This window comes from Stenotrophomonas sp. S49, from assembly GCF_016624905.1.
GTDB lineage: Bacteria > Pseudomonadota > Gammaproteobacteria > Xanthomonadales > Xanthomonadaceae > Stenotrophomonas.
Window position 1 is genome coordinate 1 of sequence record NZ_JACVUD010000062.1, and the last position, 25,329, is coordinate 25,329.

A 25,329-nucleotide genomic window follows, 5' to 3' on the forward strand; every position below is an offset into this window, starting at 1 on the left:
GAGCTTGCTCGACTGCTGTTGGCAGAAGCAGTCGAGCAAGCTCGACTCTACAGAAGCCAGTCGAGCAGGGCTCGACTCTACAAACGGCGTGTCAGCGGAACTGCAGGGTGAGCAGGAAATACCGGCCCAGCGGGTCATCCAGCCCGGCTACCTGGCCACCACTGCCGGGCAGGTAGTTCACCGGTTCGGTATCCAGCACGTTGTGCACGTCCAGTGCGGCCACCAGGCGCGGGCTCAGCCGGCGCGCTACGTGCAGGTTCCAACGCAGCTGCGCCGGGTTCATGCAGTGCCCTTCGCCACGCTGTTCGTCCGGGCAGGTTTCGCCGGCCAGCCAGGCGCGCATGCGGCCTACGCGGTTGCCGCGCAGGGCGATGTCCCAGTTTGGGTTCTGCCATTGCACGGTCAGTATCGCGGTGCGTTCCGGCGTGGCATGGCCGCGCAGATCCACCGCGGCTTCGTGGCTGCGCTCGCGCTTCAGTTCCTGTTGCTTCAGCGCATCCAGTGCGAACTGCCATTGCCCGTTGGCACCGCTGTCGATGCGGTACTCACCGCGCAGCACCCAGTTGCGCGAGGTGGTGTGGCCGATGTTGTCGAAGGACAGGCGCAGATCACGCAGCCGGCCCTGTTCGTCCAGTACCCAGGTGTCGCGATTCCACAGCGCATCCCCCGGCTGCAGCGCCAGGATCTCGTTGTGCAGCTCCACGATGTTGTGGGTCAGCGTAAGCGCGAACGCATCGCTGGGCGTCCAGCTGGCCGCCAGCGAATGGCTGCGCGAGGTTTCGGCCTTCAGTCCATCGTTCTCCACCACGTCCACCTGTACCGCGCAGCCGCCACCGCGCAGCGGCCGCGCGCAGGGGGGCAGCGTGTCCGAAGCGGGCAGGGCAACCAGGCCGAAGTAGCCCGGTGGCCGGCGCCGCTCGAACAGGCTGGGCGCGCGGAAGCCGCGGCCACTGGCCAGCAGGAACGACCAGTGCTCGCTGGGGCTCCAGCGCAGGCCGGCGCGCGGTGAAAATGCGGTCTGCCCGGCATCGCGGTCCACGCGCGCGGCCAGGTCCACGCGCAGGCTGTGGGCCAGCGGCAGCCCCAGTTCGGCATAGGCGGCACTGCTGTTGCGCGACAGCCGGCGTTGCTCCATCGGCAGGCCCAGCGCCAACTCGCCCTTGCCCAGCAGCGGGTCCGGCTGCGAGGTCCAGCGCTCCTGGCGCAGATCGATGCCGGTGGCCAGCTGCGCCGCGCCGCCGGGCAAGGCCATCAGGTTGCGCTGTATGCCCCACCAGCCCTGCCATTGTTCGGTACGGCCACGGCTGTGGATGGTCGGGAACAGGTCGTCGGCCAGACCGGGCGGCAACGTGGAAAAGCCGGGCAGGAAATCGAAGTCGCGCGCCGCTTCCAGCAGCTTCTCGCTGCGCACCACGCCATCGGTGGTCAGGCTCACCTCGCTGCGCTGCGCGCTCACGCCCGCTTCCCAGCTGCGACCCGCCTGCTGGCGGCCCACGCCCACGGTCAGATCACCTTCGCTGGCGTGCACGCGCGGGCGCACGCTGCCGCCTTCCTGCAGCACCACGTTGAGAATGGCCGTGCGGTTGAAGTTCAACGCCACCGCTGTCGGACCCAGTTCGAAGCGCTGGCGGTTGTAGCTGCCGCGCGCTTCCACATACGCGTAGCGCCCTTCGCCGCGCTCGTGGCGGTAGCGCAGATACCCGGCCACGGTGTCCGACGCCGGCTGCAGCGAACGTGGGCGCACGCTGTCGAACCAGCAGCCCTGGTCGTCTTCCTGCAGCGGCGGGTGGCATTCGGTGGCTGGGTAGTAATCGCCATTGGCCATCAGCAGCCCGATCGGATACAGCGATGTATCCGCATGCCAGTCGCGGCGATCGCCGGCCACGTGCTGCATGCGGTGCAGATCGAGGCCGGCGAACCAACGGTCGCCATTGCTGCGCACACCGCCGGTGGCGCCCTGCACGCGGTACTGCTGGCCATCGCCGTGGCCACTGGCGCCGGTCTGCAGCATGGCCTCGCTGCCCTCGGCCTGGTCGCGCAGAATGATGTTGACCACGCCGGACATGGCATCGGCGCCGTAGATGGCCGACGCACCGCCGCGTACCAGTTCGATGCGTTCGATGAAGCTGAGTGGCAGGCCGCCCAGATCGGTCAGCGCGCCGTCGGCCAACGACACCATCGGGTAGCGCGGCAGGCGCCGGCCGTTGACCAGGAACAGGGTGGCGCGCGGGCCCATGCCGTCCAGGCTGGTGGTGGCCGCCGCGCCCACCGGCAGGTACAGCGAATCACCGCCGCGTGCGGTGCTCAGCGGCGTGTGGCCGTTCATGCCGGGCAGGTGGCGCAGCAGATCGAACAGCGTGCCGTAGCCGCTGCGCAGGATGTCGTCGCGGTCGACAACGGTCACCGGTAGCGTGGTCTGCACGGAGGTGCGCGGCAGGCGGCTGCCGGTCACCTGCACCGGCGCCAGTTCCACCTGCGGCGCTGCCGGCGGCGGCGGGGGCGGCGCAGGCCTGGGTGCTTTTACCGGCGACGGTGGTGGCGCTGCTGCATGCCGGCGCAGCACGTAGCCACCGGCCGGGGTCTGCAGGATGTTCACCGGCATGCCGGCCACCAGCTGCTTCAGCGCCGCGGCGGCGCTCTGCCGGCCCTGCACGCCGGTGGTGCGCAGGTTGGCCAGTTCACGTGCATCGAAGATCAGCGATACGCCGCTGTGCCGCGCCCAGGCCTGCAGCGCCGGTACCAGCGGCCCGGCGCCAATGTGGTAATCGGTGCTGGCGGCCGGTTCGCCGGCGTGCGCCATGCCCGCCTGGCCCGGCACCACGGCCAGGCACAGCAGGGCCAGCAGCAGCCCCGCGCGCAGCGCCTGCGCGGCCGGCATGCGCCGCGGCCTCAGTACACGCGGCGCAGTTCCAGCGCGCCATCCTTGCGCGGCTGGCCAGCGATGGACCACCCCAGCTGCAGGGCGGACAGCAGTTCATGCGCATCCCCTGCGCGGAAGCTGCCGCTGACGGCCAGATCGGCAATGTCCGGGTCGGCAATCACCAGCGGCGTGCTGCCGTAGCGGTTCATGCGTTCCACCACCACCGACAGCGGCGTCGCGTCGAACACCAGGTCGCCCTGCGGCCAGCCTTCAGCGGCGGCGGTGGTGGACAACTGCGGGCCCGGCTGGATGCGGCCGGAGGCCAGCACCTGCAACTGCTGGCCCGGTGCCAGCGCGTGCTGCGCACTGCCGCTGGTCACTTCCACCGCGCCTTCCAGCAAGGCCACTTCCACGCGGCCATCGTTCAGGCGTTCCACCTGGAAGGTGGTGCCGATATCGCGGATGCTGCTGTTGCCGGCCTGCAGGCGCAGTGCCCGCGACGACGGTGCCACTTCCAGCTGCACGCGGCCCTGGTCCAACTGAAGTTCACGCGTGCGCCAGCCGAAGCGGGCGCTGAGCGCGCTGCCGGCATCGAGCGTGGCCACGCTGCCATCGGCCAGGATCTGCCGCTGCACGGCATGGGTGGTATTGGCGTACACGCGGGTGGACGGATTGCCGTCCGTGTACAGCAACCAGCCGGCCGTTGCGGCCAGGCCGATGCCGGCGGCCACCGCCATCGGCAGCCAGCGGCGGCGCACGGGGTGGACCCCGGTCGGAGCGCTGTCGCGCGGTGCGCCTCGTGGCGGCTGTTGCAGTACCACGGTCCCTTCCTTGTTCTCGTTGCGAATCATTCGCAGTCTCCATGGTGGTGGAGAGGATTGCGGCCCAGCTCCTTGCGTAGCCCGCGCATCGCACGGGCACTGTGCGGATTCTGCCTGAGCGCGCGGGGCGGTTGAAGTGCCGGCGGTCATGTCGCCGCGCCGGGGGCTGCGGCATGAGCGCCGGCGCGCTATCGTCGGGGCAGGATTTCCACGCAGGCCCGTCCATGCAGATCGCCGTATTCAGTGCCCGCCCGTACGATCGCCGCTTCCTGGACGAGGCCAGCGCGCAGCAGGGCGCGGGGCAGGGCCATGAACTGGTCTACTTCGATGCCGCGTTGGACCTTCACACCGCGCCCCTGGCGCAGGGCTGCGCGGCGGTCTGCGTGTTCGTGAACGACCAGCTGGATGCGCCGGTGCTGCAGGCCCTGCACGCCGGCGGCGTGCGCGCGGTACTGCTGCGCTGCGCCGGCTTCAACAACGTGGACATGGCCGAAGCGCAGCGGCTGGGCCTGTTCGTGGCGCGGGTGCCGGCCTATTCGCCCGAAGCGGTGGCCGAGCACGCGCTGGCGCTGGTCATGACCCTGAACCGGCATACCCACCGCGCCTACAACCGCGTGCGCGAAGGCAACTTCATGCTGGACGGCCTGCTGGGCCGCACCCTGCATGGCCGCACGGTGGGCATCGTCGGCACCGGCAAGATCGGCCTGGCCACCGCCCGTATTTTCCGCGGCATGGGCTGCACGGTGCTGGGGCACGACCCGTATCCTTCCGCAGCGTTCGCTGACGTGGGCGACAGCGTGGCGCTGGATGAACTGCTGGCGCGCGCCGATATCGTGTCGCTGCATTGCCCGCTGACGCCGGACACCCACCACCTGATCAACGATGCCTCGCTGGCGCGCATGAAGTCCGGCGCGATGCTGGTGAACACCTCGCGCGGCGCCCTCGTGGACACCCACGCGGTGATCCGCGCGCTGAAGTCGCGGCGGCTGGGGCAGCTGGCCATTGACGTGTACGAACAGGAAAGCGCGCTGTTCTTCCAGGACCTGTCCGGGGAGATCATCGACGATGAAGCCTTCCAGCGCCTGATGACCTTCCCCAACGTGCTGGTGACCGGCCACCAGGGCTTCTTCACCGTAGAGGCGCTGCAGGAGATCTCGGCGATCACGATGGGCAACCTGGCCGATTTCGCCGCCGGGCGGGACTGCGCCAACCAGGTGCGGGCGGATTGACCGGAGGGCTGGGCTGCCCGTAAAATCGCCTGCTCAGCCGGAATAGCTCAGTTGGTAGAGCGGCGCATTCGTAATGCGTAGGTCGCAGGTTCGACTCCTGTTTCCGGCACCAGTTGTAGAAAAGCCCCGGCCTTGGTCGGGGCTTTTTGTTTGGGCTGGTAGCGCCGGGCCATGCCCAGTGGAATGTCGACAGCCCGTAGTGCCAGCCCACGGCTGGCAGCGCCGGATTCCCACCACCGACCCGAGGCCGGCGCGACACACAATCAGGTCGTCCTCGCCACCGTCGGGTAGGCGCAGACTTGGGGAGGCCATGTCATCTCGACGGGAGAGTCGCGCCAACGCAAACTGCGGTTATGGTGGTTGAGCCAGAACCCGTCAAACGTTCATTTTCCCACCCGGCAAGATGGCGGCTGGCAAGTTGATCTGACCCGGCGATTCTTCAATGCGAACGCAGCGGGACAAAAACTGCACATGCCAGCATCGAGCGAAAAATGACTAAAGCGAGACTGCGGGGGATGGACACGGCTGATTGGGCTTCTGCGCTCAAGACCCATCAAGAATCCGGCCTGTTTGGTCGTTGCTTTCAAGCTTCCATTGGGATGGATGATAGCCATGGGGCGGACCTGTTTGGCTTCACCGCATGCAACCGGGAATGGCTCGAACGTATGGAGGATGAGGGTAAGTTCATTCCAAAGGTTGTCATCGTAGATGACGTCAGCTTTGAAGCGGTTGAGCGCGCGATCCAGCTCATGTGCGCGGCTGTGCCTGATGGAACTTGGGCAGAAATGGCCAGCACGTTGGCTGAAATGATGGACTGGGAGTTTGAAGGCTATGTGCCCTGGATCGGCGAGGAGTAGACGTGGCGAACGACAGTGGACCGAAATAACGCAGTGAAAGGTGGATAAACCAGCGGTTCCTGCACGCCCCCGCATCATGGACTCAGGACGATGAAGAACATTCTTAATGTCACGGTGTTGTGCCTGACAATCACCGCATGTGCTGGTTCGTTTCGGCGCGCGGAGCCTCTGGACTTCAGTCTCTCGGTGACTGACAGCCTCGCAGAGAGACGATACGACGTCGTCCTGACCTCTGCAGCGGCCGTGCCATTGTGCCTTTCCAAGGAGGGCTGGCCTGGCCCGGATGGGACCTTCCTGACGGGGTATGAGGGGGCCACTCTGACCACGACCGCAGGCCCGATCCATCCAAAATCTGTCTTGACAGCCTTCTGTCCGGACGGGTGCGGTGAAGTCCGTCTGGAGCCAGGCCAGACACTGCGCGGCAACCTTACTTACGCGGCGTTTGGCAGCGCCGACGACATAGCATAAGATCCAGCGCGCTCCCTATCATTCACCGTGTATCCGTACTACTGCCGGCGGTCCAGCAGGTTCCACATGGGGGACAGACCCTAACTCCCCGTTACAGGGCCAAGTGCGGTAGGTTTCAGCGAAAGGGGGGGGGCTTACGCCACAGATGCTTCAGCCGCCGAAGGCGTTGGTGTCGTGGTTTCCAGGGAGGGGGTCGATGCTGGGTGGCGAGGAATCTGTTGGCGTGGGCGAGTGGCGGCGTTGGCAGCTGCCGTCATTGGGAGCTCGCAGGGACTATTGGATGTCCGAGACCGGAATATTTGTCGACTTCAACAACAAGAATCCTGATGGGTTCCTGAGGCTCAATCCTGCTGGGATGACGGAGGGTCTGAGCAGCATTGACGATGTAGCCAGGCAGAATGCTTAGTCCGTGCCCGTCAGCTCCAAAGCGAGGTGACGCCTAGCTACCAACACATCACCAATACACTCTTGGCGCGTTCTGCGACGAGCGTCTCCCGATGCCGCTTGCAATCTAGTTGCGAAGTGACGAGTCTGCGCAAGCGGCGTTTGTGTTGGACACTACGCCGCCTGGGGCAACGCTTTGTATGGAAGCTATTTAGAGGGGATGGAGTGTGCGCAGAGCCGTACTCGTTATATTTGCCTTGATTGGGATGTCGGCCGCTTTCAGTTCCAATGCCGAGGAGGTTGCGACTCGATGCACCGGGGAGTATCCCTACGAGAACAGACCTTGTGACCAAGGACAGGCCTATCTGGAGGTCCGCCGCACCCACTTGGCATGGTTGAAGGTAAGGTCGGACTTCTATCCGATGCATGTTCGTTTAACCGACGGTATTGTGGGCCTGTACGAGTGGATGTGCGGGACCAACATACCTTGGGTGCCCGTAACTGGATGTGGGGTAGCGTATTTTCGACCTCAAGACTCATGCGCGACCAGACCATCGTTGAGCCTCCCCGGTGCACCAGCCGGGCAAAAAACCTGCGAGCAGGGCTGTGAGTACGCCGCTGCTGGCAATGGGCAGTCAACGCCAACAGGCGCAGTGTGTCTGCCCCCGGATTGTCCGAGTAGCGACGGCTCGGGATGCGGAAAAGCGGTTGCAGAGCTTCAAAGCGCCGCAATGCCTTCGACCGACCCGCGTCACCTGTTCCATCTGCAGCAGACCTGCATTGCCAAGGGCTCGTGTGAGATCCGGTGCCAGATGGATAACTGTCAGTGGATGGATCACGTGATCCCGGCGTTCGTAGATCCCTATCTTGAGAAGAGGGGCCTTTGGCCGTTCGTGGAGGCATCCTGCAGTGCGGTAAACAGCCTTCTGGAGGGGTTCAACGGCGGAAAGTGGGTGGCCAACCAGGAGTGTTTCGCCAGCATGGGGTGGTATCACGTGCAGGTCGATCTCCGAGGTGCTCTGGAGGCGTACGGCTGCGGGTCGCAGCGCGACTGGAACATGGTTGGCCAGCGTATCGTTCCCTGCTTGATGGAAACGCAGCCAGGTAACCCTAATGCCTATCATCAGGTAGGCGGCATCTTTGTCCATCTTGCACGTGAGCGGGTCAGGCAGAAATGTATCAGTGCCCGCCAGAAAGATGGGCTTCCGGTAGATATCAATCAAGAGATGGGTGGAAAAGTATGTATGGCCGAATGATCAGTTTCACGCTTCTTGCGCTGCTGTCATTTGATGCCGGCGCGCAGGCCGCGGATCGTCCGGAGTGGAGCATTCGTGCTTCAATCGGAAGTGTCGATCTGATTGGTGAGTGGGAGTTGTCGACCTTGCTGGAGAATAGTACTTCCGAGGAAGTACTCGACGGCGCAGCGGTGTCCCAAGTGGGCGTCGAGATGGGCTCGTCATTCCAGCTGAACGTAAAGCTTGTGAGTCCCAGTGGACAGGTAAGCGATATAACGGGTTCATCGAAGTTGATGTATCGCCCCAAGGCTTGCATGACGGTGGCGGCCAATGGCATTGCCACGGTTGTGCCTGACGCGAATGCTCTTTGGGCGTGCGAGAAGGGGGACCCGATTCCATTGACGATCATCTATGCGGATTCTTCTTCAAAGATTGCCACGATGAACGTCTATCTCTTGCGGGCAGATTGACCACTGGCTCTGCCAAGAAGTGTGGTGGCGCCCGTCCAGAGGGCGGTGAGTTGATGGCGCGTCCCGCACAGGCGGGCGCGCCAGCTTGTTCGGGACCCACGGCACAGGCGCCGGTCACAATGTGGAGCGATGGGAACACCGTCGTTATCTTCGATAAAGGGGCGGGGTCATCTGGTGGCTCATACTCAAGGTCGGGCATGGGCGGTTTGGACTCCATTGTGGAGTTGAGAGGCTTACGAGGTGATATGAATTTCTCAAGTTCCAAGCTCGCCCTGGTGGTCTCCTTTGTCGCAATGTCCGGCGTAACCGCTTGCGGCGATGGAAAGATTCACGCCCCCACGGACAGCGGGCCGCTGGATGCCTGCTTCCATCGGGTGAGCAATTCTTCGCGATGCGGAACAAGCTTTGCGAGGTTGAACGCAAACCCTCGCTCGGCAGTCGGCAAGGATGTGGTGTTGGTTGGGTATCTGGCCGTCAGGAATGGGTTGCCAGTCCTGTTTCCCAGCGAAGACGACTATTCGAACGATGTTGTGTTCAACGCCGTTGAGCTCAGAGGGGCGGGCTCGGAAATGCTCGATGGCAAGTGGTACCGGATGGTCATCGTGCAAGCGCGCTTCTCGCTGTCCGAAGGTCCGCAAGAGCCTTGGCTGGGTGTAATGAGGGGCGTTAGCAAGGTCGACGCGATGTTGCCAGTCGAGAGAGAAGATCCGACGGCGCTACGGGTGCACATTGATTCCATCAGAGACCGGTCAGGCAGATAGTCTGAGAGGTGTGCATCCTGGGCCGAGGGGCGCATGCAGTCGCCCAAGGGAGAATCTGGCGCTGCCATGGTTTTCTGGTCGCGACCGCCCACGCCGCCTGCTACGCTTCACCCTGAAACCGCGCCGGGCGGTTACAGGGACCGTAAACCATGGCATCAGTAAGCACACTGCGCCGTTTCACCGCCTTTTCCATCATCGGCATCGCTACGGCGCTTTCCGTCCCCGCATTGGCCGCACAACCCGATGCGCCCGCGCCGCAGGCCACCGCCGCACAACCGATCAACGCCACCAATTTCGTAGGCCTCACCCAGTCGCTGGAAGCATCCCCCCAGCAGCCGGGGGCGCAGGAACTCCGGGTGTCGATCCTGCGTTGGCTGGCAGAAACACCCGATTACATGGTGACCCTCTGCCAGGTCATGAACCTGCCTGACCAGGATGAGGCAGCCAAGAATATCGGCCTGGATCTGCTGATGCAGCAGAGCTTCGGTAACCTGGCCTTCCAGATAGACCAGCGCGAAGCCAGCGATCAGCTCAGCCGACAGGTGGCCGGTGTGGAAAGTGCGCTGCGCGCCTATACGGCCTTCATTGCGGCCGATCCTGCGCTGCGCATTGCGGCCATGGATACGCTGGCCGCGCAGCAGAAGGCCGGCACGCTGCGTGCGCATCTGGCGCCTGTGGTGAAGGCGGAATGCGGTGCCAGCGACAACACGGTCATGCTCAACCCGGAAACGGCAGAGCAGGGCGCGTCTGCGCCGTCGCCGTTCCTGGGCGGTTTCCTGCTCGCGACCAGCGTGGTCTACCCGCTGCAGGTGGGGCAGTGGAAGGCGTTGGGCGAGCGCCGCTACGACGATGTTGCGGGTGGTGCGTCGGTGCGCTTCCAGCAGGCCGGCAACGAGGACGGCTGGATCGATGTGTACTTCTACCCGGTGGGCGTGCTGGACCAGGAACAGCGGGCCGGTCTGCTGGAAGGTGAGCGCAAGGGTTTGCTCGAGGCGCGCAGCGCAGCGCTGGCGGGGCGCGATGATATGTCGCGCGTGCAGGCGGTGACCTTGAAGGTTGCACCGGCGCAGCCGGACGCGGCCAACAGCATCGAGGCCAGCGTGCTGGATTTCGGTTTCGTGCGCGATGGCAAGGAGTACAGTTCGGTAATGCTGCTCACCATTGACCGCTTGTATGCCATCAAGCTGCGCTACAGCGTGCCGACCGCAACGGCCAGCCGTAACGCGGCGCGCGGCGAGGTTGAAACCTTTGCCGCGGCCTTGCTGCCGCAATTGGATATCAGCAATTCCGGTGGCTGCGGCAGTGTTCCCGTTACCGCACGCGATCGACTGCGCCTGGGCTGCACCGGCACCGACCCGGTGCTACCGGTGGTGGGCGAGGGGCAGCGGGAAATGCGCTTCGAGTACGCACCGCCACGCTGAGCCAATGCGATACGCGCGCGGCTGGCCACAGGCATCAGGAATATTCCGATGGATTCACAGACCCAGCGTTTCCTCGCCTATCTGCTTTCAAACGGCGCAGTCGGCAGCACCCCTGTCGAGCACGCGGCGCACCTGCAGCAGTACTACAGCGGCCAGCTGCCCGTGCCGCAGCCCATCGAGGCCGACATCGACGCGTGGCTGGGCCATGCCGACCCCGCGGCGTTGCTGCGCGCGGCACAGTGGCTGGTGCAGGGGTATGCACTGGCCAATTCGTTTCCTTCGCTGCATCTGGCGTGGGTGAAGCGGTTGCTGGATGAAGGCCGGCTGCAACCACAGCAGGCGATTCTCTTGCTTGCACTGCAGCCGGCACATCTCACGCTTGATGAGCGGGGGCAGGAGATTGCCTGGCTGGCGCTGCATGCCGTGGAAGAGGGGCACGAGGCCGAAGAGCAACAGCTGCTGCTCTCCCTGCTCGCCACCTATCCTCACCCGCCCGCGCCATGCCGCACGAACTGACCGCGCTGGCGCATGGCCCGCCACCATTCATGTTCCAGCTCCCACAGGTCCGGCACCTGCTCGCGCGAATTTTCGAACACGATAATCACCATGCGCTTCGGCGAGTTATCGACCAGTAATACCGGTGTATCCCCGGCATAGAGTTCGAAATGCCTCGCCCCGCGTGCGGCGGGGCTGACGCGCAGTCCGTCGGCTCTGCGTTCCTGCGCAAACTCTGCGGCCTGCTGCCACATCTGCAGGAAGTTCGGTACGGTCTGTTTGCTGTAGCTGTTTACGCTGAGTGCCGGTTCCGGCAGATACAGATGGCCGACAAGCAGGCCTAGCAGCATCACGACGGCTGTCGGAATGGACGCCGCCGCGCCCCTGGCTACGGTTGCACCTGCAGGCAGCTGGCCGCATGCGCGGTGAGGGCAATGCAGGCCAGCATCAACCCTTCCATGCTGCGGTCGCCCAGGGTGTCTTCGGGCTGGCCGGCCTGGCGGGTGCGCTCGGCGGCCAGCAGCATCTGCTGCACGGTGGCCAGGCCAGCCAGGGCGCAGTCGGCGTCGGCCAGTTGCAGGCGCCGGCCGGGCGGCAGGGCGCGCTCGGGCCAGGACTGGCCATTGGCGGCCGCGCCGGCCTGGATGCGCCGCAGCGTGGGGATGAAGGTGCCGGGGTCGTTGCCGGGTTCGCCAGCGGGCGCCGCGCGGCGGGCGTTCAGATCAGGAAATTCCGATGCGTTCATGGCAGATGCTCCGTGCAAAACACAAAGCGCCACCGCAGGGGTGGCGGACGGTGCGTGGCGGCAAAAACCGGGTCTGACGAATCCGGCGGGTGCATGCGAACACGCACCCCCACGCACCGCCCGCCAAAGAACGCGGACGGATTGCCAGCCGGCGCCACGCAGAGGTGGCGCCGACTGGCAAGCGTAAACACTCGTCAGACATCGGGTTTGCCGACCCGGCCACTCGCTTTCAGTGGCATGCCATGGTGTGCACAGCCCGCGAGCGGCTGCCAAGGGCAGATTGCGTCAATGCGGGGATGTTTTACGCTTCGGCGGCATTTTGGCACGCCGGCCCGCAGCCCGAAACGCCCGCCCGGCAAGGCCGGGTCGCCATCAGGCCCGGTTCAAAGGGCCACGCACCCCGCATCGAACAGGTCAGCCTGCCCGGCGAACCCAGAGCTCAAACCCAAGGCGATCACGACAAAACGGTGCCAACTGCCGCAGATAGCCGCCCGCCGCCCCGGCCAGTGCGCCGCCGGCCAACCGCCCCGCGACCCGCAGCCCGCGCCCGGCGTGCAGCCGCAGCCAGGGCAGGGTGGCCAGCAGTTGTGCCCCCAGCAGCAGTGCCAGCACGTCCAGCCCCAGCACATCCATCAGCCCCAGCAGCGGCGCCAGTTCCGGGTTGCAGGCCAGCAGCACCACCAGGGCGGCGCCCAGCAGGGCAAGCGTGCGGCGCACGGCGGGTGTGCTGAGCCAGCGCAGCAGGGCAGTCATCAGGCATCCTTGCGAAGAGGGGGCGTGTGCTACGCAGTCTTGGTGCGGCAGGGGCGTACTTCAAGTACGCTGAACAGGTTCAGCATACTTTGCCGAATCCGGTCCCCGGCGCCCGCAAACGGGGTGCCCTGCGCGCGGTGCGACAACGTGTCGCAGCGATATCCGGCCGATTCCTGCGCTGAATCATTGTCAATGCCTTTCTTAAATGATGCGTGACGGCCTAAAATTGAAAGGCTGACTCGACCCCACCTCACTGCCTGTCTCAACCACAGGCGGGACCGGCTTTTGCCGGAGCGGGCAGGACGGGGAACGGCATTCCCTCGCAATTGGATCGACCGATGATTCCGTTGAAAACCCTTGGGCGCTGGTTGCGCCCGGGCCTGCTGCTCGCACTGCTGGTGATGCTCACCGGCTGCGATGCCGTGGCCATCCTCAGTCCGAAGGGCCAGATTGGCCAGGACGAGAAGACCCTGCTGATCACGGCTGTCGTGCTCATGCTGCTGGTCGTCGTCCCGGTCATCGTCATGACCCTGACCTTCGCGTGGAAGTACCGCGCTTCCAACACCAAGGCCCGTTACGAGCCGAAGTGGTCGCATTCCACGGCGATCGAGGTGGTGGTGTGGTCGATCCCCTGCATGATCGTGCTGGTGCTGGCGGTCCTGACCTGGCGTTCGTCGCACGCACTGGACCCGTACAAGCCGCTGGAATCGGACGTCAAGCCGGTCACCATCGAGGCGATCTCGCTGGACTGGAAGTGGCTGTTCATCTATCCGGAAGAGAAGGTTGCGGTCGTCAACGAGATCAAGTTCCCGGTGAACACCCCGCTGAACTTCAAGATCACGTCGGACACGGTGATGAATGCGTTCTTCATTCCGCACCTGGGCAGCATGATCTATTCGATGGCGGCGATGGAAACCAAGCTGCACCTGATCGCCAACGAAACCGGTGAATTCCCGGGCATGTCCTCGCACTACAGCGGCGCGGGCTTCGCCAAGATGCACTTCACCGCCTATTCGGTGACCGATGCCGAGTACCGCCAGTGGCTGGACCAGGTGCGTGCCGGCACGCAGACCCTGGACAAGACCAGCTTCAAGGCCCTGGGTGATGCGAAGAATTCCGAGTGGTACCCGGTCACCTACTTCGGCAAGACCGAAGAAGGCCTGTTCGACTGGGTCATTGCCAAGCACATGGGCGACAACCAGCACTACGGCATGAAGCATTCGCATGCCGGTGCGGCCGCCGCCGATGCTGCCAGCCATGAAGCGCACGAGGGGCACACCCCCAGTGACGCGCATGATTCCAAGGAATCGGGTGAAAACCTGGATGCCACCGAACACGAACACGCAGGCCATGCCGGCCACGCGGGTTCGGGAGAATGAACATGTTGGGAAAACTCTCTCTTGAGTCGATCCCCCACGATCCGATCGTCCTGACGACGTTGATCGGTGCAGTGCTGGGTGGTCTGGGCGTGATGGCCCTGATCACCAAGTTCAAGCTGTGGGGTTACCTGTGGAAGGAGTGGTTCACCTCGGTGGACCACAAGAAGATCGGCGTGATGTACCTGATCGTCGCCTTCGTCATGCTGCTGCGCGGCTTCTCCGACGCCATCATGATGCGTACCCAGCAGGCGCTGGCAGTGGGCGGTTCGGAAGGCTACCTGCCGCCGCACCACTACGATCAGATCTTCACCGCCCACGGCGTGATCATGATCTTCTTCGTGGCCATGCCGCTGATCACCGGCCTGATGAACCTGGCCGTGCCGCTGCAGATCGGTGCGCGCGACGTCGCGTTCCCGTTCGTGAACTCGCTCAGCTTCTGGCTGTTCGTGGCCGGTGCGGTGCTGATCATGCTGTCGCTGTGGATCGGTGAATTCGCCGCCACCGGCTGGCTGGCGTTCCCGCCATTGTCGGGCATCGAATACAGTCCAAGCGTCGGCATGGACTACTACATCTGGGGTCTACAGGTCGCAGGCCTGGGTACCACGCTGAGCGGTATCAACTTCTTCATTACCATCCTGAAGATGCGTACCCCCAGCATGAAGCTGATGCAGATGCCGGTGTTCACCTGGACGGCGCTGGTCACCAACGTGCTGATCGTCGCCGCCTTCCCGGTGCTGACCATCACCCTGGTGCTGCTGACCCTGGACCGTTACCTGGGTACGCACTTCTTCACCAATGATGGTGGCGGCAACGCCATGCTGTACATCAACCTGATCTGGATCTGGGGCCACCCGGAAGTCTATATCCTGGTGCTGCCGGCCTTCGGCGTGTTCTCCGAAGTGATCGCGACCTTCTCGCGCAAGGCGCTGTTCGGCTACAAGGGCATGGTCTACGCCACCGCCTGCATCGGCGTGCTGTCGTTCATCGTGTGGCTGCACCACTTCTTCACCATGGGTTCGGGTGCCAACGTCAATGCCTTCTTCGGCATCACGACGATGATCATCTCGATTCCGACCGGCGTGAAGATCTTCAACTGGCTGTTCACCATGTTCCGCGGTCGCGTGCAGTTCACCACGCCCGTGCTGTGGACCATCGGCTTCATGGTCACCTTCACCATCGGCGGCATGACCGGCGTGATGCTGGCGATCCCGGCCATCGACTTCGTGCTGCACAACAGCCTGTTCCTGATCGCCCACTTCCACAACGTCATCATCGGCGGCGTGGTGTTCGGCATGTTCGCTGGTATCACCTACTGGTGGCCGAAGATGTTCGGCTTCCGCCTGAACGAGTTCTGGGGCAAGTGCGCCTTCTGGTGCTGGTTCATCGGCTTCTATGTGACCTTCATGCCGATGTACGTGCTGGGCTTCATGGGCATGACCCGTCGCCTGCAGAGCACCGTGAACCCGGCCTACGAGCCGCTGCTGCTGGTGGCTGCCGCAGGTGCCTTCATCGTGGGTGCCGGCATTCTGTGCCAGATCATCCAGGTGGCCGTGTCGATCCGCGACCGCAAGAAGACCGCCGACCTGACCGGCGACCCGTGGGATGCCCGTACGCTGGAGTGGGAAACCTCTTCGCCGCCGGCCTTCTACAACTTCGGCAGCCTGCCGGAAGTCACCGAGCTGGACGATTTCTGGGAGCGCAAGCAGCGTGGTGAAGCCTGGCCGAAGCCGGCCAAGTACACCGACATCCACATGCCGCGCAACACCGGCACGGGTGTGGTGATCGGCGCCTTCAGTCTGGTGTTTGGCTTTGCGATGATCTGGCACATCTGGTGGCTGGCCATCGTCGGCTTCGTCGGCATGATCGCCACGTTCATCTACCGCACCTTCGACCAGGACGTGGACTACTGGGTCCCGGCCGCCGAGGTGGAACGCATCGAGAACGAACACCGCAAGCACCTGGAAGCCCAGGGCCTGGTGAAGTCGGAGCTGAAGGCATGAGCACCAATACCTCGACCCTGAGCCACGGGCACGCCGCGCATGCGGCGGCCCATGGCCATGACGACCACGAGCACCACGACACCGGCGGCAACACCGTCTTCGGTTTCTGGGTGTACCTGATGAGCGACTGCCTCATCTTCGCCTCGCTGTTTGCCACCTACGTGGTGCTGGTGGGCGGAAATGATGGCGGCCCGACCCCGAAGGATCTGTTCGAGCTGCCGTTCGTGGCGTGGGAAACCGCGCTGCTGCTGACCTCGTCGCTGACCTTCGGCCTGGGCATGATTGCCATGCACCGCAAGCAGGTGGGCCAGATGTACCTGTGGCTGGCCATCACCTGGCTGCTGGGCTTCGGCTTCATGTGCATGGAAGTGTGGGAGTTCAACCACCTGATCCACCAGGGCTACGGCCCTGACCGCAGTGCCTTCCTGTCGGCGTTCTTCGCCCTGGTCGGTACCCACGGTCTGCACGTGAGCGCCGGCCTGCTGTGGCTGGCGGTGATGTTCGTGCAGCTGAAGAAGTACGGCCTGACCCCGACCAACAAGACCCGCATGGCGTGCCTGAGCCTGTTCTGGCACTTCCTGGACCTGATCTGGATCGGCGTGTTCTCCGTCGTCTACCTCAATGGAGCGCTGTAATGGCACATGACAACCATGCACACGACCACGGCACCGGCGGCGAAAGCCACGGCAGCGTGAAGTCGTACCTGATCGGCTTCGTGCTGGCGGTGGTGCTGACCGTCATCCCGTTCTGGGTGGTGATGTCGGGCGACTTCTCGCGCACCGTAAGCGGTGTGGTGATCGCGGTTTCCGCGGTGCTGCAGATGCTGGTGCACCTGGTGTTCTTCCTGCACCTGGACCGTTCTTCGGAAAGCCGTTGGAACGTCAACGCTGCTGCCTTCACCGTGGTGGTGATCGGCATCATCGTGGCCGGTACCCTGTGGGTCATGCACAACATGAACGTGCACATGATGCACTGACGTCTTCGCGACGTTGCCACACACGAAAAGGCCGCCCTTCGGGGCGGCCTTTTTCGTTGGCGGGGTGGGGCGGGCGGGGGGGGCCCGCCCCCGGCGCTCGTGCGCTCGTGGATAGGTAGCGCCGGGCCATGCCCGGCGGGTAGATCCACGCCATGCGTAGATGGCCGCGCGCGCGATGCAGATGGGGTCAGAGCCCTTGCCTGTGGCAAGGGATCCGACCCCGCCGGCCCCACCGCCGGGCATGGCCCGGCGCTACCGCCGCGCGCTTCAACCCACCTTGCGCAGGAACTCGTCGGCGGCCATCGGCCTGCCCAGGTGGTAGCCCTGCAGCTGGTCGCAGCCCAGCCCGCTCAGGTAATCCTGCTGTTCCTTGGTCTCCACGCCCTCGGCCACCACCTGCAGCTGCAGCGAACGGCCCAGCGCCACGATCGACGACTCGATCGCCGCGTCCTCGGCGTTCTGTTCCAGCTCGCGTACGAATGCGCGATCGATCTTCAGTTCGGTGGCCGGCATGCGCTTCAGGTACAGCAGGCTGGAATAGCCGGTGCCAAAATCATCAATGGCGATATGCACGCCCATTGCTGTCAGATCGTTCAGGATCACCAGGCTGGCTTCCACGTCCTTCATCGCCGTGGTCTCGGTGATTTCCAGCGTCAGCCGCTCCGGCGCAATGCCATGCCGCTGCAGCGCAGCGCGCACGCTGTCCAGTAGCGCGGGCGAAGAGAACTGCAGCGGCGACAGGTTCACCGCCATGGTCCATTCGTGCTGGCCGGCATCGTGCCAGGCGCGCAGCTGAGCGCAGGCCTGGTCCAGCACCCAATCGCCAATGGGCAGGATCAATCCGCTGCGCTCGGCAATGGGAATGAACACGTCCGGGCTGAGCATGCCCAGTTCCGGGTGCTGCCAGCGCAGCAGCGCTTCGGCGCCCACCGCCGGGGTGCCGGCGGCCACGAACTTGGGCTGGTAGTGCAGCAGCAGTTCGCCGCGTTCGGTGGCGCGGCGCAGGTCCTGCAGCAGGCGCAGCTGGCGGTTCGCGCTCACCTGCATGGACGGGGTAAAGAAGGTGTAGCCGTTCCGCCCGCCTTCCTTCGTGTGGTACATGGCCGCGTCGGCATGGGCCATCAGCTCGCGTTCGCTGGTGGCATCGTCCGGGTACAACGCAATGCCCAGGCTGGCGCTGACCTGCAGTTCGGCCGCATCGATCAGGAACGGTTCGGCCACCGCCGCAATGATGCGCTCGGCCACCACCACCGCGTCGTCGGGTTCTTCGATGGCCAGCACGATCACGAACTCATCGCCGCCCAGGCGGGCGAAGGTGTCCTGCGGGCGCAGCAGCGCGCTGACCCGCTGGCTCATCTTCACCAGCAGGCGGTCGCCCAGTTGGTGCCCGTAGGCATCGTTCACCGCCTTGAAGCCGTCCAGATCGCAGAACATGACCGCCAGCGCATGGCCGCGACGGCGCGCCTTTTCGATCGACTGCTCGATGCGGTCCTGCAGCAGCATGCGGTTGGGCAGCTGGGTAAGCGGGTCATGCAGGGCGGCCTGCAGCAGCTTGTCGTTGGCCTTTTCCAGCGATTCGGCCAGCAGGCCGGTGCGCACGCGCATCTGCCGGTCGAACAGCGAGGCCACCAGCGCAATGCCGATCACGCCCAAGGTGGTGACGATCACCAACACCGCCAGCCAGTGCGATTCAATGCCGCCGTCGATTACCGCGCCGCAGATGCTGCCGGCCGGGAAGCTGGCGGCGGCCATGCCGGTGTAGTGCATGCCGACGATGGCCAGGCCCATCACCGCCGAAGCTGCCACGCGCAGCGGCAGGGTGCGCTGGTCTTCGCGGCGCAGGCGGAAGGCGATCCAAAGCGCGGCGGTGCAGGCGCCGATGGCCACGGCGATGGACAGCGCGAACCACAGCGGGTCGTAGTCGATACCCGGCTGCATGCGCATGGCGCCCATGCCCAGGTAATGCATGGTGGCTACGCCCAGGCCCATCAGGGTGCCACCGGCCAGCAGGCGCCGGCGCGGCAGTTCCGGGCGCGAGACCAGCCACAGTGCATACGCCGACGCGGCAATGGACACTGCCAGCGAGTACAGGGTAATGCCCAGGTCGAAGCCGATCGGGATCGGCAGCTTGAAGGCCAGCATGCCGATGAAGTGCATGGACCAGATGCCCAGGCCCATGGCCGACGCACCGCCGATCAGCCACCAGCGGGCCACCCGGCCCTGTGCGGTGGCCAGGCGGCCGGCCATGTCCAGGGCGGTGTACGAAGCGAGAATGGCCACCAACAGCGAGAAAGCAACCAGGCTCTGGCTGTAAGTGCCAGTCATTGCGGGTCCTTCAGGGAAAGCGGGGAGGGCAGGCATGAAGCCGCGAACTATAGCGGCGGCAGGGGGCTGAACCTTAGTAGTCAAAAAGTGTGATGTTAATCTCGTATTTGAAGATGTGTAGGCGGGATGCGCCGGGCGGCCTGTCGCAGCGCCTGCGACCGCGCTCGGCTATCCTCCTTCACCGTTCACCACGCAGGATTACCGATGGCCAAGGCCCGCACCGCTTACGTCTGCAACGAATGCGGCGCCGATTCCAGCAAATGGCAGGGGCAGTGCCCGGAATGCGGGGCGTGGAACTCGATGTCGGAAATCGTGCTGGAAAGCGCCGCAGCGGCGAAGGCCCCCGCAGCCCGACGCAATGGCTGGGTGGGCAAGATCGATCCGCCGAAGATCACCGCGCTGAAGGACGTGCAGCAGACCGAGCACCGCCGGGTGAGCACTGGCATTGGCGAATTCGACCGCGTGCTGGGCGGTGGCCTGGTGGAGGGCGCGGTGGTGCTGGTCGGCGGTGACCCGGGCATCGGCAAGTCGACCCTGCTGCTGCAGGCGGTGGCGAAGATGGCCGCCGAACTGCCGGTGCTGTACGTGACCGGCGAGGAGTCGCTGGCCCAGGTGGCCGGTCGCGCGCACCGGCTGGAGCTGCCGCTGGATGGCGTGAATGCCTTGGCCGAGACGGGCGTCGAGTCGATCATGCAGCACGCCAGCAAGGCCGGCCCGCGCCTGATCGTGGCCGATTCGGTGCAGACCCTGTGGACCGAAACCCTGACCGCCGCACCGGGGTCGGTCAGCCAGGTGCGCGAAAGCGCGGCACGGCTGGTGCGCTTTGCCAAGGAAACCGGTACCGCCGTGTTCCTGGTCGGCCACGTGACCAAGGAAGGCGGCATTGCCGGCCCGCGCGTGTTGGAACATATGGTCGATGCGGTGTTGTACTTCGAAGGCGAGAGCGGCAGTCGCTTCCGCCTGCTGCGTGCGTTCAAGAACCGCTTCGGCGCGGTGAACGAGCTGGGCGTGTTCGCCATGGGCGACAAGGGCCTGAAGGAAGTGTCCAACCCGTCGGCCATCTTCCTGTCCGGCAGCAGCGCGCACCAGCCGGGCAGCTGCGTGATGGTCACCCGCGAGGGCACCCGCCCGCTGCTGGTGGAAGTGCAGGCGCTGGTGGATGCCTCGCCGCTGTCCAACCCGCGCCGCGTGGCCGTGGGCCTGGAGCAGAACCGCCTGGCCATGCTGCTGGCGGTGCTGCACCGCCATGGCGGGGTGCTGGTGGGCGACCAGGACGTGTTCGTGAACGTTGTCGGTGGCATTCGCGTGCAGGAAACCGCCGCCGACCTGCCGGTGCTGCTGGCGGTGCTGTCGTCCCTGCAGGACCGGCCGCTGGCGGAAAAGACCATTGCCTTCGGCGAAGTAGGGCTGTCCGGTGAGATCCGCCCGGTGCCCAACGGCGAAGACCGCCTGCGCGAAGCGGCCACCCATGGTTTCAAGCGCGCCATCGTGCCCAAGGCCAACGCGCCGAAGGGCGGCAGCGTGAAGGGCATGGAAGTTATCGCCGTGGAGCGGCTGTCCGAGGCGATTGACGCCGCGTGACATCCGTGCGGTAGAGCCGAGCCCATGCTCGGCTGCCTTTTGTAGAGTCGAGCTTGCTCGACTGCTTTTCGCGTCGAGGCAAGAGCAGTCGAGCAAGCTCGACTCTACCTGGGGCTGGGGAGCAGTCGAGCATGGCTCGACTCTACAAAGCGCTGCACGCCTCCGATACAGCAACGGTCAGCGTGCCTGTGCTAGTTTCCCCGGCTCGACGATGGCGCCCCGTGGCGCCTTGTGTGGCAAGGAGTAACCGATTACATGCAGGACCCGACGCTGACCACCCCCGCCGCCGAAATCCGCCGGGCCGGGGTCGATCTCAATGGACTGATGACGGTGCTGGGCAAGCACCTGTATTCCACCCCGATGGTGGCGCTGCGCGAGCTGGTGCAGAACGCGCACGATTCCATCATCCGCCGCCGCATTGAACAGACCGGTGGCGATCTGCCCTCGCGCATTGATGTGCAGGTCGATGCCGCCGCCGGCGTGCTGCGCATCGTCGATACCGGCGCCGGCCTGACCCGCCAGGAAATCCACGATTACCTGGCCACGGTGGGCGTGGGCTACACCCGCGGCCTGCGCCAGGGCGGCGATGACCAGGACGGCCTGATCGGCATGTTCGGCCTGGGCTTCCTGTCGGCCTTTGTGCTGGCGCGGCGGGTGAGTGTGCGCACCACCTCGTACCAGACGCCGGACCTGGGCCACCTGTATGTGTCCAGCAACGCCGAGCAGTACACGGTGAGCGAAGTGCCGGCGCGTGCGGTCGGCACCGAAGTGGAGCTGGAACTGCACCCGGACTTCCTGCCGCTGGCCAACGAGGCGCGGCTGTACGAAGTGCTGGGCCGCTACTGCGCGCTGCTGTCCGAACCGATCTTCATTGGCGCCGCGACTGAAGCGCTGAACCCCGAGCCGCCGCCGTGGCGCGCGCAGGCCGCTGTGGCGCTGCACCCGGTGCAGGCGCGGCGCCAGGCGCTGCAGTTCGCCGCACGCTTCGAACACGACTTCGAACCCATCGTGACCGTGCCGCTGCGCGCCGATGCGGAAAGTGACGCCACTGGCCTGCTATGGGTGCAGGATGGCGCCACCTATGGCACCAGCGACAACCGCAACCTGTCGGTGTTCGTGCGCGGCATGCTGCTGGACGACGATGCGCGCGACCTGCTGCCGCCGTGGGCCGGTTTCATCGGCGGGGTGATCGAATCGTCGCGGCTCACCCCCACCGCCAGCCGCGAGGACCTGCAGCGCGACGACCATTACCGCGCCGTGCAGCACGCGCTTCTGGAAGCGCTGATCGACGGCCTGGCCGACGTGGCGCGGCAGCAGCCGGAAGCCTGGCGCCGCGTGCTCAGCCGCCACAACGAGGCCCTGCTGGGCGCCGCGCTGTGCGACGACCGTCTGTTCGACCTGCTGCTGGAACACGTGCGCGTGCCCACCTCGCAGGGTGACCTGCCGGCCAGCGCGCTTCCGGCGCGTGGCGCCGTGCACGTGATCCTGAACAACGGCGGCGGCTTCGAGGAAATGCTGTTCCGTGCCATGGGCGTGCCGGTGGCGCACGGGCACCGCTATGCCGTGGTGCCGTTCCTGCGCCGCTGGACCCAGGCCAAGGGCCTGCGCCTGGTGGAGCTGGGTACCGAACAGGGCAACCGCGCGTTGTTCCGCAGCGACGACAGCCTGGACGAGGCGCAGTTGGCCTGGCTGCGCGAGCACCTGGGCGATGGCGAACAGCTGCTGCCGGCGCGCTTCAGCCCCGAAGCGCTGCCGGTGGTGGTGGTGCCCGACCGCGAGGCGGAGCTGAAACAGCGCCTGGAAGACGATGAGAACGACAAGCGCGTGTCGATGGCCGCACTGCGCCTGGCGCGCCAGTTCACCGCGCGCATCGAAGCGCGTGCGCCGTCGCGCTTGTACGTGAATCTGGACAACCCGGCGGTGCAGGCGCTGCTGCAGGCGCAGCGCGCCGGCCATGCGCAGGCGCCCGCCGCAGCACGCCTGCTGCGTTCGCTGAAGATCATCGTGTCCGCGCAGGGGCGGCCGCTGGCGCGCGATGCCAGCGCAGCCACGCCCGATCTGAACGCTGCCTTCGCCGATATTGCCGGTGCCCTGCAGCAGATGCTGCGCTGAGTACCGCTCACTTTCTTATCCAGCCTTCGCTAGACAGGAGACTTGCACATCATGGAAATCTGGAACTGGGTTGAAAAACTGCAGGAAGACCTGCGCCAGGCCGGGCAGGCGCAGAACGCGCACCTGCTGACCCGCCTGGCCGACGAGGTGAGCGAACTGCAGGTGGACCGCGTGGATGCGCTGCTGCCCGAGGCGCGTGCGCTGGGCAAGGCGCTGGACAACCCGTGGGTGGATGTCTACGTGGGCCACTGGGCGCTGCGCAACCGCGTGGGCAACCGCGTGGAAGGCGAGAGCGCGCTGGGCGAGGCGGTGGCGCTGTTCGAGCGCGCCCACCGTGCCGACACCCTGGACTGCCCGCAGTCGATCTGCGTGACCCAGGATCTGGCCGCCTGCTACGGCAACATCGACGGCCCGGGCTGGGTGCCCGAGCGCATTGAAGTGTGCGATGAGACCCTGGCCCGCATCGATCCCAGCTGGGCGTGCTTCCAGTGCCTGAGCTGCGAAAAAGCCGATGCGCTGCTGGACGATGGCCGCGGCCAGGACGCGCTGGATTACCTGCAGGCGCAGGCCGATGCGATCAAGGCGCGCGGCAAGGAAGTGTTCGACAGCTTCCCGGAAATGCAGATCAAGGTGCTGCTGGCCACCGGCCGTGCCGACGAGGCGATGGTGCTGATCGAGCAGCGCGAGGCCGAAGTGGCCGCCGCTGGCGAGTACGAACCGGCCAACTGCACCGTGCCGCGCCGCCTGTCGCGCGCCTGGGCGCTGGCCCAGCTGGGCCGCGACGAAGAAGCGTTGCAGCAGCTGGTGCCGTGGAGCGAGCTGACCCCCAATACCTGGCGCATGTGGGCCAACACGGTGGCGATCCTGTGCCAGCGTGATCCGGCGCGCAACACCTGGGATCTGGGCACGCGCTTCAACACCATCATCGAACACTTCGCCCGCGTCGGTGCCCACCGCCTGGTGATCGAGCTGGCAGCACTGAGCCTGGAACTGGCCCTGCAGCGCGGCGCGCGCTGGGTGGCGCAGCGCCAGCTCGGCCTGGCCCGCACGCACCTGGCACAGCTGCGCCAGGACCGCGGTGCCGGCGCGCTGGTGGCCGGCCTGGCTGCGCGCATCGACGCACTGCCTGACGTTGAACCGCTGCCGGTGCCGGCCGTCGAACTGCTGGCCTGGCTGGAAGCGCGCGGGGAACAGCAGCAGTCGCGCGACCCCGAACGCGAGGCGCAGTGGTTGCTGCAGGGCCATGCGCAGTGCCCCGACGATGAAGCGCTGGCCGAGGTGGCCGCATCGGCGCTGAACGCCTGTGGCGCGCAGGCCGAAGCGCGCGCGTTGCTGTGGGACTTCGTGCGCGCACATGCCCAGGAGGACGGCGCCGCTGCCTACACGCTGATGCGCTGGCTGACCGAGCAGGGCGACGACGATGGCCTGCGCCGCCTGGCCGAGACCTATCGCGGCAGCGTGCCGGTGTTCGCGCACTGGTGCGAGGTGCAGCGCGCACGCCGCGTGTCCGACTGGCCGGCGCTGGAACAGGCCGCGCAGGCGCTGCTGGCGCTGTCGCCGGGCTCGCACGGCGCGCGTGGCACGCTGGCGCGCATGTACATGGAAACGGGCCGCTTCAGCGATGCGCAGGCCTGTTACGCGCAGCTGGTGGAAACGCTGGAGGATCCCAATGCCGCGCACTGGGACCACATGAGCGCGGCCAGTGCTGCGCGCGATTGGGACGCGGTGCGCCGCTCGGCCGCGGCCATCGGCATGGAGCTGTCCAGCCAGGACGGCGTGGTCGAAGAGCCGTGGGGCTGGGTGATCATCCGCAGCCTGGAGCAGGGCGAGCCGATGGAGTACTACGCGCGCCGCACCGGCCCGGTGACCGCGCGCATCGTCGAGAACGCACCGGCCAACCGTGCCCAGCAGGTGGGCGACTGGGTGGTGTTCGATGCCGCGCTGGTGCATCCGGCGCCGGAAGAGGAAGAACAGCGCCAGCACTTCATTCCCACCTATGCGCAGGTGCATGTGCTGGAACGCGGTGGCTTCGAGCGCAGCTGGCTGATCGACGGCGCGCACCCGGGCGAAGAGGCCTGGAATGCGTTCACGGAAGGTGCCGAAGCGCAGGGCTGGCAGGTGTGGGCGCACAGCCGCCCGGATTACACCGTGACCGACCCGGATGCGGATGAGGGCACGCTGCCGGGCCTGCTGTTCACCGTGGCCCAGCCGCAGGGGCATGCGCCGCTTGCGCTGCATCGTTACCTGCAGCAGTCCACCGCCAACTGGTCGCACCCGCAGTGCTGGCTGCGCCTGGCTGAAGCCTGCAACCAGGACCGGCAGCCGCACCTGGATGTGATCGAGCGGTACGGCCTGTAATCTCCACCGCGCTGCGCACTCGCCGGGCATGGCCCGGCGCTACCGGTCCCCGGGGGGGGGGGGGGGGGGGGGGGGGGGGGGGGGGGTGGGTGGGGCGGG

At 65.7% G+C, this 25,329-nt stretch carries 21 protein-coding genes and 1 tRNA gene; 16 read left to right on the forward strand and 6 right to left on the reverse strand.

The genetic code is table 11. The features are described 5' to 3' along the window. Positions 1-91 precede the first annotated feature (91 nt). Both IAE58_RS13530 and IAE58_RS13535 read right to left on the reverse strand, forming a co-directional pair. Positions 92-2,878 (reverse strand): TonB-dependent receptor, encoded by a 2,787-nt coding sequence (locus tag IAE58_RS13530; RefSeq protein ID WP_199933925.1) that lies wholly within the window; start codon positions 2,876-2,878, stop codon positions 92-94. Positions 2,879-2,889: 11 nt separating this feature from the next. Continuing rightward, a complete protein-coding gene (locus tag IAE58_RS13535) occupies positions 2,890-3,711 on the reverse strand; it encodes a FecR domain-containing protein (RefSeq protein ID WP_233614943.1) in 822 nt (273 codons plus the stop codon). Positions 3,712-3,905: 194 nt separating this feature from the next. Here IAE58_RS13535 and IAE58_RS13540 point away from each other — a divergent pair, with 194 nt between their 5' ends. From IAE58_RS13540 to IAE58_RS13580, 9 genes are all read left to right on the forward strand, one after another. Continuing rightward, a complete protein-coding gene (locus IAE58_RS13540) occupies positions 3,906-4,910 on the forward strand; it encodes a 2-hydroxyacid dehydrogenase (protein WP_199933927.1) in 1,005 nt (334 codons plus the stop codon). 36 nt (positions 4,911-4,946) lie between these two features. Continuing rightward, positions 4,947-5,022: transfer RNA gene (locus tag IAE58_RS13545), tRNA-Thr, on the forward strand. A 403-nt stretch (positions 5,023-5,425) separates the two neighbouring features. Continuing rightward, complete coding sequence (locus tag IAE58_RS13550) at positions 5,426-5,767, forward strand: Imm8 family immunity protein (RefSeq protein WP_199933928.1); 342 nt, start codon at positions 5,426-5,428, stop codon at positions 5,765-5,767. Positions 5,768-5,857: 90 nt separating this feature from the next. Next, the gene (locus IAE58_RS13555) at positions 5,858-6,235 is read left to right on the forward strand and encodes a hypothetical protein (protein WP_199933929.1); all 378 of its coding nucleotides are present in this window, start codon (positions 5,858-5,860) and stop codon (positions 6,233-6,235) included. Positions 6,236-7,449: 1,214 nt separating this feature from the next. Next, the gene (locus IAE58_RS13560) at positions 7,450-7,875 is read left to right on the forward strand and encodes a hypothetical protein (protein ID WP_199933930.1); all 426 of its coding nucleotides are present in this window, start codon (positions 7,450-7,452) and stop codon (positions 7,873-7,875) included. After that, entirely contained in the window at positions 7,872-8,324 is a 453-nt protein-coding gene (locus tag IAE58_RS13565; protein WP_199933931.1) for a hypothetical protein, read from the forward strand. The genes IAE58_RS13560 and IAE58_RS13565 overlap by 4 nt, the downstream gene beginning before the upstream one ends. A gap of 245 nt (positions 8,325-8,569) precedes the next feature. After that, the gene (locus tag IAE58_RS13570; protein ID WP_199933932.1) at positions 8,570-9,085 is read left to right on the forward strand and encodes a hypothetical protein; all 516 of its coding nucleotides are present in this window, start codon (positions 8,570-8,572) and stop codon (positions 9,083-9,085) included. Positions 9,086-9,234: 149 nt separating this feature from the next. Then, positions 9,235-10,506 (forward strand): hypothetical protein, encoded by a 1,272-nt coding sequence (locus IAE58_RS13575; RefSeq protein ID WP_199933933.1) that lies wholly within the window; start codon positions 9,235-9,237, stop codon positions 10,504-10,506. A 48-nt stretch (positions 10,507-10,554) separates the two neighbouring features. Further along, a complete protein-coding gene (locus IAE58_RS13580) occupies positions 10,555-11,022 on the forward strand; it encodes a hypothetical protein (RefSeq protein WP_199933934.1) in 468 nt (155 codons plus the stop codon). Here the strand turns inward: IAE58_RS13580 and IAE58_RS13585 are convergent. The 3 genes from IAE58_RS13585 to IAE58_RS13595 all read right to left on the reverse strand — a co-directional run bounded on the left by IAE58_RS13585 (position 10,992) and on the right by IAE58_RS13595 (position 12,499). Continuing rightward, positions 10,992-11,351, reverse strand: a complete 360-nt coding sequence (locus tag IAE58_RS13585) for a hypothetical protein (protein WP_199933935.1) — start codon at positions 11,349-11,351, stop codon at positions 10,992-10,994. The genes IAE58_RS13580 and IAE58_RS13585 overlap by 31 nt on opposite strands. A 38-nt stretch (positions 11,352-11,389) precedes the next feature. After that, on the reverse strand, positions 11,390-11,746 hold the full coding sequence (locus IAE58_RS13590; RefSeq protein ID WP_199933936.1) for a hypothetical protein: 357 nt from the start codon (positions 11,744-11,746) through the stop codon (positions 11,390-11,392). Positions 11,747-12,160: 414 nt separating this feature from the next. After that, a complete protein-coding gene (locus tag IAE58_RS13595; protein ID WP_199933937.1) occupies positions 12,161-12,499 on the reverse strand; it encodes a hypothetical protein in 339 nt (112 codons plus the stop codon). Between the two features lie 338 nt (positions 12,500-12,837). On the opposite strand from IAE58_RS13595, the gene cyoA reads away from it, so the two are divergent. The 4 genes from cyoA to cyoD are packed head-to-tail and all read left to right on the forward strand — an operon-like array spanning position 12,838 to position 16,854. Continuing rightward, entirely contained in the window at positions 12,838-13,878 is a 1,041-nt protein-coding gene (gene cyoA / locus IAE58_RS13600; protein WP_108752504.1) for a ubiquinol oxidase subunit II, read from the forward strand. 2 nt (positions 13,879-13,880) lie between these two features. Then, on the forward strand, positions 13,881-15,878 hold the full coding sequence (cyoB, locus tag IAE58_RS13605) for a cytochrome o ubiquinol oxidase subunit I (protein ID WP_108748964.1): 1,998 nt from the start codon (positions 13,881-13,883) through the stop codon (positions 15,876-15,878). Beyond that, a complete protein-coding gene (gene cyoC / locus IAE58_RS13610) occupies positions 15,875-16,513 on the forward strand; it encodes a cytochrome o ubiquinol oxidase subunit III (protein WP_108748965.1) in 639 nt (212 codons plus the stop codon). The genes cyoB and cyoC overlap by 4 nt, the downstream gene beginning before the upstream one ends. Beyond that, positions 16,513-16,854 carry a cytochrome o ubiquinol oxidase subunit IV gene (gene cyoD / locus IAE58_RS13615; RefSeq protein ID WP_108748966.1) on the forward strand — a complete coding sequence of 114 codons (342 nt, stop codon included), beginning with the start codon at positions 16,513-16,515 and terminating at the stop codon, positions 16,852-16,854. The genes cyoC and cyoD overlap by 1 nt, the downstream gene beginning before the upstream one ends. A gap of 267 nt (positions 16,855-17,121) precedes the next feature. Here the strand turns inward: cyoD and IAE58_RS13620 are convergent, their stop codons facing one another. After that, positions 17,122-19,179: an EAL domain-containing protein gene (locus IAE58_RS13620; protein WP_199933938.1), complete on the reverse strand. Its 2,058-nt coding sequence runs from the start codon at positions 19,177-19,179 to the stop codon at positions 17,122-17,124. Positions 19,180-19,383: 204 nt separating this feature from the next. Here IAE58_RS13620 and radA point away from each other — a divergent pair, with 204 nt between their 5' ends. From radA to IAE58_RS13635, 3 genes are all read left to right on the forward strand, one after another. Continuing rightward, positions 19,384-20,760 carry a DNA repair protein RadA gene (radA, locus tag IAE58_RS13625; protein WP_108748968.1) on the forward strand — a complete coding sequence of 459 codons (1,377 nt, stop codon included), beginning with the start codon at positions 19,384-19,386 and terminating at the stop codon, positions 20,758-20,760. Between the two features lie 255 nt (positions 20,761-21,015). Further along, positions 21,016-22,872, forward strand: coding sequence for an ATP-binding protein (locus IAE58_RS13630; RefSeq protein WP_199933939.1), 1,857 nt, complete (start codon positions 21,016-21,018; stop codon positions 22,870-22,872). Between the two features lie 51 nt (positions 22,873-22,923). Further along, positions 22,924-25,230: a tetratricopeptide repeat protein gene (locus tag IAE58_RS13635; RefSeq protein ID WP_199933940.1), complete on the forward strand. Its 2,307-nt coding sequence runs from the start codon at positions 22,924-22,926 to the stop codon at positions 25,228-25,230. Positions 25,231-25,329 lie beyond the last annotated feature (99 nt).